This window comes from Erysipelothrix inopinata, from assembly GCF_014396165.1.
Lineage (GTDB): Bacteria > Bacillota_I > Bacilli_A > Erysipelotrichales > Erysipelotrichaceae > Erysipelothrix > Erysipelothrix inopinata.
Map to the genome: position 1 here is coordinate 2,113,183 of NZ_CP060715.1, position 12,529 is coordinate 2,125,711.

The following is a 12,529-nucleotide window of genomic DNA, read 5'->3' on the forward strand; positions in this document are numbered from 1 at the left end:
TGTTTTAAATTTATGATTTATGCTTTATTCTTATTTATATTATACACTAGAACGAATAAAGTTAATAATACGAACACCTAAGCATGATCATTGAGTTTTGTACTCAATATAATAGAGAAACACTCTGTAATACATTGTATCACAATAATAAGCTCACACATAATTAATTAACCGTCATTTAGGAAAGTTTTATATTAAATGAAACACTCTCCATCACTGATGAAGAGTGTTCTTTAATCTCGTTTTCTTGTCCATTTTGAGAGGAAGTACAAAACAATTCCCATCAGTGACAATTCAAATCCTAGGGATTGAATCCTTCCTGCAATTCCTGTATTAGGAAGGATATCCTTTGTATTTGAGTGCGGACTCTTATTTGCACCCAGTACATAGGGGTTATTGGGATTTCTTGGATCAAATGGTGTATTCGAATGATTCGTGTTAGAACCCTCTTTTCCATTGAGCCATTCTTGGTATTCCTCGGGCGTCATTTCACTGACATCAATATCAGAGCGTGTGAATTTGTGAGTTACTTGATTTCCTTGGATGTTTCTTTGATAACCTGGCAAGTATGTGAGAACTTCGATTCGATATTCAAAAGGATTGCCACTCTTATCATTAGTTGGCAAATAAGACCATGTGTAATGGGAGAGCCCCTCTTTCAACCAAATCGGATTGCCAAAGGGTTCTTCATTTTGGAGTAGTTGAATTTCAATATCGGGTTTCTGTTTAAAATCACCCAACCATTGACTGAAAACTGTGTAATCTTTCAACTTAGGAATGTATGTATTGATTACCAGATTGTTGTAGATACTTGTTTTAAAGTCAGGATGTTCATTTACTTGGATAACATGATACTCATAGCGATTTCCTTCATAATCTTCTTTAGGAATGTTATGCCATTGATATTGACTCATCTCATTCGAAATCTCCACAACATCACCGTAAGGATTATTATTACGCATTAATTGAAGCTTGATCACTGGTTTTGTTTTAGGACTGTTAACCCAAATCAACTTAGCCTCATAACTTGTTACTTCTTTTCGATAGGTATTAGTAATGATATTTTCATGAACTGATTTTTGATATCCATGAGGTACATTCACTTCATCAACATGATAGCGGTACTTCTTACCTTGTTCATCTTGTAAAGGTAAATCTTGCCATTGGTACTCTAATATACCAGATTTTAATGTTATAGGTTTTCCGTAAGCAACATCATCACGATAAAGTTGAACTTGAATATCCGGTTTAAGTGTGGGTCCGCCCTGCCATTTTTTAATGACTGTGTAGTTTGTTTTTAAGTTTCGAAGTGAGTGTACAAAGGTTACATCATGATTACCGCGAGTGATGACTCCCTTTATTACGCGACTGTGCGGTATTGGACTATATGTATCATTTGCTAAAACTTCAACTTGATAGTTCATTCCTTGAGTCAATCCCAAAATCTCAATAGATTCATAGCTATTAAAGAATACCAATCCTGAATCAGTATCCATTTCTTGGTTAAAATGTGGATTACGAATATCTTTCTTAACATAAGATCCTCTGTAAGGCTTACCGTTAATTAAAATTCGATATACGAAGTTATCATTGTTAAAGTAAAACTTTTGATCAGTATCACGAAGCTTGTTATGAATGGTTAAACGTGATGATTCAACATAAAAACCACCATTAATTGTGTCTGTCATCGTTTCTTCATCAAGATTAATGCGTTCTGAGATTCCCGCATGATCGATAGTTGATCCATTCACATCAATGTTTTTATCCGTAACATGATATCCGTCAGGAACTTCAAAAACAACCCTGTAAGCTCCCTTTGTGTACACTGGAAGTGTATACTTCCCTAGAGAATCCGTTTGAGTTTCATACACGTTGCCCCATGGATCCAAGGTCGGGTTAAGTTCTTCATCAACTAACTTTACATTGAGATTAGATAAAGGAACATCATTGGTATCAAAAACACCATTACGATTCGTATCCTCGAAAGCCAACCCATTGACACTGTATTTTACGTAACGAACTTCAGATATGTTTGATTCAAAGAAATCTAAAGTAGGGGTTGTCGCAATCGCATAAGAGCTTAATGCCCGTGAGCCTTCATCATAATCACCAATGGTACGTAGTTTGATTTCAAAATCGATATTCGTGACTTTTCCAAGTGACGCCGAATCTTTTAATTCAATTTTGATTGCCGTTGCCTGTGTGTAATCATCAAGACTTTGTTGCCAGTGAGCCTCTCTAACAAAATCACTTTCATCTTGGGTGTAAGCATCTTGGGTATACGATACAGTAAATCCGTCAGGAACACTTACGGGTTCTGCGAGCCGAAGTGTCATTTCTGAGTAAAAGGTATTTGGATCTAAATTACGATCAATCATGGCTTCGTTCACACTCAATTGACCTTCGGTTGGAAATACTTTTAGAAGAGTAAATGTATCAATCGGGTCTTCTGAATTATTAAATACTGAAAGAAGATATGAAATGTCTTGGTCTTGCTCGGTTCGTGCTTCTCCTGGCGGAAGCAGATGATGTTGGTCAAGATTCCCACGAACTCTTTGCGTAAGAATGACTTCTCGCGTCGCTATATAACGAATCGTTCGGCGACTGCTTGAAATTTGTGCTTCTTGATTTAAGTTGAGTTTGTAGATATCGTCAGTTACATTCATATTATTGCTGTTTGACTGATAGGGTTTAATGACATCACTATTCGTCCAGGTCAGATACGATTCGTTTTCATTATCACCCATAGCCGTCATTTTTCCAATTTGAAGTTGATACGTAACTTCAGAAAATGTAGAAAGAGATGTTGACAAGAGTCCCGTATGTTCAACAGTTTCCAAGTTCCAAACTAATGCGGTTTTACCACTGTTTTTATAGTTAGGAATAACTGTGGGTTCTGATTTAACCTTACCGTTACTTTTTACTATATTAAAGAATTTCACACTTCCTGAGCCTTCTACATAGCTCATACCTTGTGGAATAAAATCCACGACAGTTAAATTATCGAGAGTCTGCTTATTGTCTAACATGGTTCCTCGAATTTTCAACTTATAGGATACAGTATCATTCAGAAAATAACTAATTTGTGGCATATCAATTTCTTTTTGAATTCCAACTGATGGATCAACCTTCATAATCGTTAAGGTATCGCTACTACTTTTGGATACCATTTGTCCATTTTGGAGTCTTCCAGTAACAGCAGCATAGTTATGAAGTGAACGACGTGACTCATGTTGGGATAAAATGTTTGATGCCGTATCTCTGAAGTCAGTGAGAACATAAAATTCTATATTTTTACCACCTTCAAGAAAACTGCCTTCTGTAAAACTAATTTCTATCGAATCAATATCATCATTCTGAAATGATACAGTTTCTTTTCCTGTCGGATACCAATTAGACTTCACACGAGTTTTTCTTTGGTCTTTAGAGATGACATCAATATTAAAACTACCAATAAATCCATTCAATGAATTACTATCAAACTGAAGACCCGTATATTTTAAATGACTATCGAGATTGTAATCACGAATAATGACATCGCGTAAACGGTTGTTTGGGGTAGGCTGGGCACTGTTATTCAGTCGGATACGCCATTGCCCTACTTTTTCCTTTGACTGCGTAGCATCAAAGTATGTGCCTGCTCCATACTTATAAAAACTAATCGGATCTTGTACTGCTGGAATATCCGCCTTTAATCGAAAGGTTGACGGTGTTTCCCAAACAAGTGGCGCCTCATTCATACCTCTGTCTTTTTGGTAAGCTGTAATTTTCAAACTTCCTTCTATCGTTGAATCAATTTTTCCGTTGGGAAACTTAAGATTTAGAGGTTCTGTACTCGATTTTGACTTAGAACCCATAACAATCGGAGATTGAGGTTCATCAACATAGGTAACAGTTCGTTTCTTTTCATCATAGCTCCAATTTTTATTAGCTTCTTGGCTAAAGAATGCTCCATCAGGTAATTGATATTCAATCACAATTTTTTCAAACTCCCGATTTCCCCAAGTATTTGATACATTGGGTGAAAGTTGGTAGGCAAACTTCACAAAACTAAGCTCATTTAAATCAAGACTAAGGTAACCTGGGTTAGATTTACTTTCAATCCCCCGACACTATCCCGACCATTAAGATTATTATTGATTCGACTTGTAAGGTTGAGTGATTGAGTTTGTAGTGTAATTGTTTCTGTTGTTTCAGCTAAGATGCTTTGATCTGCATCATTTTTAAGGGTAGCTTCAATGTTTAACGAATGCTTGTCAGGAGTTTTTCCATTTAACATTTTAAATTTGAACGGTAAGTCCATAGAAACACCGGACGCTACTGGAAAGTTCCAATATCGTATTATTACAAATTCTTCTTCAATACGTACCTTTTTTTCATGCTCACTGTTCATATCTGAAATAACAAGAGATTCCACATCTAAATAAGTTTTTGGAATTTTTATCTCAAGTGTTGCATGATTCATGGTTCCACTATCGCGTCCCAAAGACATGCCCACATACATAAGAATTTCTTCCCCAGAATAATAAGTATCTTTAGAAGCTTCAGGTTTAAGAGTAAAACGCGAAATCTTCACGGGTAAGTCTAAGTGTGTTTCATCTTGATCATCAAGAGTTGGAAGTGAAATGCGAAAAGGTTCAAACTCTTTGGAGATTGAACTCAAATCTAAAATTAAATTATCTTGATCTAAGAACTCGTCACTGAGGTGTGCACTCAGTAATATTGTTCCAGATGTTATTTTTTCCTTTAAATTTAAAGAAACACTAAGCTTATTTTCAACTAGCTGAACACCTGAATCCGATTCCTTAAGTTTTACGTTAATTAATGACTTAGGTAACGCGACTTCATAGTATGAATCGGATTCGATGGCTTTAGAAGTATCGTCATCTAAGTTCCATTTAAGTTCTATTTCTAAGTGTGCATCCTTATGGTCATCTTCAACCACATCAATTTTATACTCTTTAAATAAAGAACGCTGTAAGTCATTAATGTCTTGAGTACTATTTTTATTTTCATCTGCATAAACACTGATATTTGCTGTGAAAAGTGCCACAATTAGCGTGAAAATAAGCAAACTTCTGCTCTTTTTAAAATGCTTCATAGTCATCCCCTTCATCTCATTGATCCCAGTGTATTGCATCGTTACCCAAATAGTTTTTAAGGTTGAAGGATGCATCTTTAGAAACTGCTGATGTTACATCGAGATTATCACTTGATTCGATTGGAATCTTAACAAGTATCCCTAAGTAAACTGGTATCGTATTTGCGTCAATTTGATATTCCACATAACCATATCGATATTTTGAATCTGTACCAATATGAGTTGTCATTTTTCGATAAGTACTTCCTGCATCAAAAGTAAGTAAATTCCCTTCAACATCACGTTGATTTTGATTTAGATACATCTCTAATATGCTTGTGTCGGACAAGTAAGCATCTACAAAATTTTTAACATCTTTAACATATGAAATATCACCACTCGGCTTCGATGATGTGACTTGATTATTTTCTTTTAAATTTGAAACAGTATAATCCCATGTTTTTTTCTTCAGTACATAATTTTCATGTGCTGGAGCTTGAGCCTCAAAGGAAATCGTTTCGTTATTTTTTAGTTTTGTATTTTTATTTGAATTTATTTTAATTGATTGTAAATATTGATTTAAACCAACATCTTGAGTTGGTTTAAGGGCAAGCGCCAATACCGCATTACCACTCGTTCCAGTAATACGAATGTCTAGGTATTCGATAAGGTTAACTTCTGATTGTGTCATTAAAGTAACCGGCTCATCGGGGGAATGATGAGTTATCGTTGAATTATTCGTAGTACTGGGGAGCGATTGATCGTCATACACTTCCTGGTTATCTGAAAGTGTATTCTCGTATGACGTTTTTGTATCGATATAAGGCAATGAGAATGGATCATCTTGCGGCATTATCATATTCATAAACAATGTTAAGGAACAAGCAGTGACAACAAATGTCTGAACTGTCTGACTGAATTGATTTGAATTGTGCTTAAGAATTAAATTATCAGTCGCACCAGACATCGCGCCATTCAAACTCTGAGTTATGTTTTGAAAGACCATACCTGAATCAAAGGGAATTATGTTTGGAGAAGCCTTCATACCTGCTATGAAGAACACAAGTGGATTGAATCCATAGAGATGGAAGCCATCGCCTTCTGCTGCTTCTAAAAGGTGCTTAATCTTTTCTTTAGCATACCGTAATCGGCTTTTAATTGAGTTCTCACTTACATTTAAAGATTCAGCTATTTCACGTGTCGTCATATCCTCAAAATAGAACATCATCACACATAAACGTTGGTCTTCAGGAATTTGAAATAATACTTCTTGAATTACATTGGTAACTTCTTGGTTTCCAGCAAAAATATCAGGTCGATCAAAAGTATGAGTGTCTTTAACTTCATATGTATAATCTTGATCGGATTCTTTAACAAGATCTGTAAACAGGTTCGGTTTTTTCTTCTTTAAGAAATCCTTTGCTTTATTAGAAGCAATACGATTCACCCATGCTTGGAAATTATCGAGATCATCGAGTTGATCAATATTTTCAAACGCACTGATATAAGTATCTTGGACAAGGTCTTGTACAGTATGGTGATTACGTACGAGTCTCGAAATAATATAAAATACCATTTTGTGTGTTTCATTATAAAGTTCTTCAAAGTCTTTTGGTCTATCAGATTTAATACTCTTTGCATCCTTGGAAACTGACATTCTTATCCCCATTCCTAATTTCCACCGTTATCCGGTTCTAACATTCTTTCAAGGGCCGCTAATATTTCTATCCACATTTGTTGGCGATAATCATCACTGACTTGGAATTCAGCAAGATCCTCTAACAATAATGCTTTAATTGCATCGTCATTCATCATGGCCTCCTATCGATACACTAATATAACGATTGGAGTTTGCAAATAGTTTTAAAAATAGTCAAAATATTTAAAATAATTACAAAATAATAACATTTAACCCTAATAGTTATTAAAATAGCATATTTCACCTAAGGAAACACGCTTTTTGCTTGTATAAAAAAAACGGTACCGAAGTACCGTTGGCACTGACCTAGTTTAGTGGGACACAATAAAAAAAGAAGCACCTTGTATTCGTACAATCGTTGTTAGACAATGACAAGTACAATAGGAGGTGCTTTTATATTATGGCTAAGAAAAACAATTATTACCCTCTAGAGGTTAAACTAGAAGCAATCAAGCTCAAAGAAGAGGGATACAGCGTAAAAGAAATTCAGGTGATGTTAGATATTAAAAGTGAATCGCAAGTATACACTTGGTACTACTGGTATCGTGATGGTGAAATTGAGAGATTGTCACAGTCACCTGGACAACAATATAGTTATGGTCATGGACCAACTGACAGGTCGAAAGAAGAAAGTTTAGAAATTAAAAACAAAATATTGGAGAATCAAATAAAGATATTAAAAAAGTACAAAGAGAAGGAAAGGAAGTGGTACCACAAATAATCATTGAGATTGTAAATGAATTCAAGGATTTGATGCCAATTAAGTTAATTCTAGAGTTATTTGATATTCCTCGATCAACATACTACAGATGGAAAAACAAAATAGAAGTAAATGAAATTTCTTATAATGAGAGAATAGTAATATCAAAATGCAAAGAAACGAATTATGAATATGGTTATCGTACAATAAAAGGAATACTTAAAGACGAAGGAAACCATTTAAATAAAAATACTGTTCAGAGAATTATGCAAAAATTCAATCTACAATGTAGGGTTAAACCTAAGAAAGTTAAACACGTTAAAGGAAAAGAATCGATTGTTGCCAGTAATATAATTGATCGTGACTTTACCGCAAATCGTCCATTAGAGAAACTGTCAACGGATATTACATATCTTCCATGGGGAGAAAAAACATTATATTTATCTACTATTATGGATCTTTATAATGGCGAAATTATTGCTTTTTCGTTGGACGATACACAGGATACAAATTTTGTGCTGGATACCTTAAATCAACTTCCTGAAATAAAGCATAGGTGTATACTTCACTCGGATCAAGGAACCGTGTATACATCAAAAATCTATCAGGAAACAGTATATAAAAAGAGCATTACCATGAGTATGTCCCGAAAAGGCACACCTGCAGATAACGCTCCAATCGAATCGTTTCATTCCACCTTAAAGTCTGAAACGTTCTATCGATATCCAGAACTGAAAAGTTCCAATGAAATTATATCACAAACTGTGATAAACTTTATTAAACATTATAACAACACACGAGTACAAGCAAAACTGGAATTTAAATCCCCGGTAAAGTATCGAGAATCTAGAATCCTAGGTTAATTTTTTTTATGAGTGTCTCACAAAACTAGGTCACTTCCGTTTAACCAATTTGTATACGTTCAATTTTTTCGGATTTCATCGTTTCATCATTCACAGTTACGACAACTGCATTGATGAAGGATTCACCCTTCGCAACCGTATAGTATGTTTTTTCTTGAAGAATTACATTTTCGTATATCTCTTCAACATCGCGTCCAATGATACTATCTTTCGCACCACACATACCAACATCTGTAATATAAGCGACTTGACCAATCAAGCGCTCATCTGCAGTTTGAACATGAGTATGTGTTCCGACACAAACATCAATATCATTTTGGTATACATGAGCAAACAGCATTTTTTCACTGGTGGACTCAGCATGGAAGTCAACGAAATAGAAATCACAGTTTGTATTTTCAAGAAGTTCATCCATGAATGGATAAGGGCTTCCCCCAACTCGATTCATAAATGCTTCACCATACATATTTGCTACACAGACTGATTTTCCTTTAACATCAAAAATCTTGTAGTAGTTCCCAAACTCAACCGGTTCAATATTTGCTGGAACCAATAGATTCGGACAATACTCATAGTCATCGAATATTTCTCTTTTAGCAAAGGTATGATTTCCCATCGTAATACATTCAACACCAGCTTCAGTGAGTTGATTGTATATCTTACGAGTAATCCCTTTCCCATGCGCAGCATTTTCACCATTCGCTATGGTAAAATCAATGTCATATTTTTCCTTCATCATAGGTAAGTGGTCGACAACAATTTGTCGACCACTCGCTCCTACGATATCACCTATAAACAAAATCTTCATTACTTCGCAATCTCCTGAGCACGAAGTTCACGGATAACATTCACTTTAATTTGACCTGGATAAGTTAGTTTTTCTTCGATTTCTTCACGAATTTCTCGTGCTAACTTAACGGTTTCGAGATCACTTACTGCATCGGGAATAACCATAACACGGAGTTCACGACCCGCTTGGATTGCGAATGCACGTTGTACGCCTTCTCGAGTCGTAGCGATAGCTTCAAGTTCTTCGAGTCTTTGAATGTAGTTTTCAAAGCTTTCGAAACGTGCTCCTGGTCGTGCAGCACTTAATGTATCTGCAGCAGCAACTAAGACAGCAATAGCACTTGTAGCTTCTGTATCACCATGGTGAGATGCAATCGCGTTGATAACCACCGGATGTTCGTTATGCTTCTTAGCAAGACGCACTCCCAATTCAACGTGAGATCCTTCCATTTCAAAATCTAAACCTTTTCCAATATCATGTAAGAGACCTGCACGTTTTGCAAGTTTTTGATTTAAGCCAAGTTCAGCTGCCATCATTCCTGCAAGGTTTGCAACCTCAATACTGTGGGCCAAAGCATTTTGACCATAGCTATAACGATATTTCAAACGTCCTAATACCGTTACAATTTCTTTATCCATCTTACTGATACCTAAATCAAATAAGGTATCTTGACCTGTTTTTTGAATGACTTGATAGAGTTCTTTACGCGATTTATCTACAACTTCCTCAATACGTCCTGGTTGAATGCGACCATCCACCATGAGTGTTTCAAGTGACATTCGTGCGATTTCACGACGAATTGGATCAAAACATGAAAGTGTAATTATTTCTGGAGTATCATCAATTAAGAGATCCACACCCGTAGCATTTTCAAATGCACGAATGTTACGACCTTCACGACCAATAATACGTCCCTTCATTTCTTCACTTGGTAGTGTAACCACTGAAGATGTTCTTTGCGTAGTTTCTTCTTGTGCATAACGTGAAATAGCCAAAGAGATTATGTTTCTTGCGACGTCTTCAGCTCTTTGATGAGCCATCTCTTCACGATCACGAATATATGCGAGTACTTCTTGTTCCATTTGTTTTTCAACAATATCAAAAAGTTCTTCTTTAGCTTCAGATGCTGGCATGGAAGCAATTCTTTCAAGCTCTTGTAACTGAACTTCAGTACGTTCACTTAAAACTTGTTCCATCTTTGTAAGTTCGAGACTCTTTGAATCCAGTTCTCGTTCTTTATGCAACATTTCTTTATCACGAATTACAAGATTAGCATCACGATTGTTTAAGTTTTCTTCACGACGATCTAATTTTCTTTCATATTCTTGCATTTCATGTTGTTGATTCTTAAGTTCTTTTTCAGCATTTAGCTTAATTTCATAGGCTTGCGTTTTAGCTTCTAGTTGTGCTTGACGCATTGAAGTTTCAGCTTTTTCTTCTGCTTCTTTAATGATGTTTTTTGATAATTCTTTAGAACGATTTAAGCCATTTTTGTTGATAACGACCATCGCAAGAATCGTTACCACTAAAACTATAATACCGGTCGAGATGGAATATAGTAGAATTGTTGTATTCATCTTATTCCTCTTCCTTCTTTAAATCATTATATTAGTTTCCTAACATATATATAATACTGTATTTAGCACATTTTCACAAGAACTAAATCATGACCACTCGGTTCATGAAACCACTTCCAACCAAGAAGGCAAAGAAAAACAAAGCATTACGCTTTGTCTTTTGTTTCTTCAATATTTTCACTATCTCTTTTTGGCATGATGCGCTCACGAATTTGTGATGCAATTTCTTCCGTAATCTCAGGATTATTTTCTAAGAATACACGAACTGCTTCGCGTCCTTGACCAATTTTTTCATCTTTGTATGAATACCATGATCCACTCTTATTAATAAGATCAAAGTCTACACCCATATCAATGACTTCACCTAAGTAACTAATTCCTTTACCATAGATAATTTCAACTTGGACTGCTTTAAATGGTGGAGCAACCTTGTTTTTAACAACTTTAATATTTGCTTTATTACCAACAATGTCACTACCCTGTTTAATTTGTTCAGAACGACGAATATCAAGACGAACGGATGAATAGAATTTCAACGCGCGACCACCTGGTGTTGTTTCAGGGTTACCAAACATAATCCCTACTTTTTCACGTAATTGGTTAATGAAGATTGCGGTACAATTACCACGGTTCATCCCACCAGATAACTTACGCATTGCTTTTGACATCATACGTGCTTGAAGCCCTACTTGAGCATCAGACATCTCACCATCAAGCTCAGCTTGCGGAACAAGAGCAGCTACCGAGTCAACAACAATAAGATCAACAGCACCACTTCGAACCAAGACATCCACAATTTCAAGACCTTGTTCACCACTATCAGGTTGACTCAAGATTAATTCATCAATGTTAACGCCTAAGTTGCGAGCATAAATGGGATCAATCGCGTTTTCCGCATCAATAAATGCAGCTTTTCCGCCAGCTTTTTGTACTTCAGCAATAGCATGTAATGCAAGTGTTGTTTTCCCACTTGATTCAGGTCCATATATTTCTATAATACGACCCTTAGGATAGCCACCTATACCCAATGCTGCATCCAAGCTCAATGATCCTGAACTGATTGCATCAACATCAACAGCGGAGCGTTCTCCTAATTTCATAATGGAACCTTTACCAAATTGTTTCTCAATTTGTTTTATTGCATCATCTAAATCTTTGTCTCTTTTATTTTGTTCCATAAGCATCTCCTTCTAACGTTAGTATACGTTAAGTTTTGAATAAACCCTAGATTGTCTCACTGATGTAAGCACGGCTTTGAATAACATAAGATGCACCACTAAGAAGTGACATTAATGTAGCAAACCATACTGCAATGGATGAAACTGGGATATTATACAATTCAAATGGTAAGTTATTAAGTAACACTAAAATAATTGCAATCATTTGTGCTGCTGTTTTAACCTTACCTAAATAACCAGCAGCCATTACGAGACCTTTTTGTGATAGAAGCATTCGAACAGCATCCACCACAGTATCGCGCCATATCATAATTAGTACAGCCACGACAGGCACAACACCTTGTACAGCAAAGATAATAAATAATGTATTCACTAATAGTTTATCAGCAATTGGATCTAAGAATTTTCCAAATACTGTAATTTGATTACGACTTCTTGCTATGTAACCATCTAAGAAGTCAGTGAAAGATGCTACTGTAAAAAGCACCAACACTGCAATATTTTTATACGATAATGTCACAAAATCAATTGAGATATAAGGTATAGAGATATTGAAATATGCATAGGGGAATAATTCCACCAACACAATAATTGGTATTAATATAATTCTAAACACTGTTAGTTTATTCGATAAATTCATTG

General features: G+C 35.6%; 9 protein-coding genes. 1 reads left to right on the forward strand and 8 read right to left on the reverse strand.

Annotated features, from left to right (window positions below):
- Positions 1-233 precede the first annotated feature (233 nt).
- Genes H9L01_RS10110 through H9L01_RS10125 form a run of 4 tightly spaced genes read right to left on the reverse strand, consistent with a single transcriptional unit; the run spans position 234 to position 6,892 of the window.
- Positions 234-4,046: a Cna B-type domain-containing protein gene (locus H9L01_RS10110; protein WP_187533825.1), complete on the reverse strand. Its 3,813-nt coding sequence runs from the start codon at positions 4,044-4,046 to the stop codon at positions 234-236.
- A gap of 14 nt (positions 4,047-4,060) precedes the next feature.
- Entirely contained in the window at positions 4,061-5,101 is a 1,041-nt protein-coding gene (locus H9L01_RS10115) for a hypothetical protein (protein WP_187533826.1), read from the reverse strand.
- Positions 5,102-5,117: 16 nt separating this feature from the next.
- Entirely contained in the window at positions 5,118-6,749 is a 1,632-nt protein-coding gene (locus H9L01_RS10120; RefSeq protein ID WP_187533827.1) for an RNA polymerase sigma factor, read from the reverse strand.
- 2 nt (positions 6,750-6,751) lie between these two features.
- Positions 6,752-6,892 (reverse strand): hypothetical protein, encoded by a 141-nt coding sequence (locus H9L01_RS10125; RefSeq protein ID WP_187533828.1) that lies wholly within the window; start codon positions 6,890-6,892, stop codon positions 6,752-6,754.
- A gap of 287 nt (positions 6,893-7,179) precedes the next feature.
- On the opposite strand from H9L01_RS10125, the gene H9L01_RS10130 reads away from it, so the two are divergent.
- Positions 7,180-8,342 (forward strand): IS3 family transposase gene (locus H9L01_RS10130; protein ID WP_187533829.1). Its coding sequence is split into 2 segments (ribosomal slippage): positions 7,180-7,477 and positions 7,477-8,342, totalling 1,164 coding nucleotides; the frame shifts between segments, so codons are not numbered across the junction.
- 40 nt (positions 8,343-8,382) lie between these two features.
- Here H9L01_RS10130 and H9L01_RS10135 read toward each other — a convergent pair.
- The 4 genes from H9L01_RS10135 to pgsA all read right to left on the reverse strand — a co-directional run bounded on the left by H9L01_RS10135 (position 8,383) and on the right by pgsA (position 12,527).
- On the reverse strand, positions 8,383-9,150 hold the full coding sequence (locus H9L01_RS10135; protein ID WP_187533830.1) for a TIGR00282 family metallophosphoesterase: 768 nt from the start codon (positions 9,148-9,150) through the stop codon (positions 8,383-8,385).
- Complete coding sequence (rny, locus tag H9L01_RS10140; RefSeq protein ID WP_187533831.1) at positions 9,150-10,709, reverse strand: ribonuclease Y; 1,560 nt, start codon at positions 10,707-10,709, stop codon at positions 9,150-9,152. Before rny ends, H9L01_RS10135 begins: the two co-directional genes overlap by 1 nt.
- A gap of 146 nt (positions 10,710-10,855) precedes the next feature.
- Complete coding sequence (gene recA / locus H9L01_RS10145) at positions 10,856-11,887, reverse strand: recombinase RecA (RefSeq protein WP_246449049.1); 1,032 nt, start codon at positions 11,885-11,887, stop codon at positions 10,856-10,858.
- 46 nt (positions 11,888-11,933) lie between these two features.
- On the reverse strand, positions 11,934-12,527 hold the full coding sequence (gene pgsA / locus H9L01_RS10150) for a CDP-diacylglycerol--glycerol-3-phosphate 3-phosphatidyltransferase (RefSeq protein ID WP_187533833.1): 594 nt from the start codon (positions 12,525-12,527) through the stop codon (positions 11,934-11,936).
- Positions 12,528-12,529: the final 2 nt, after the last annotated feature.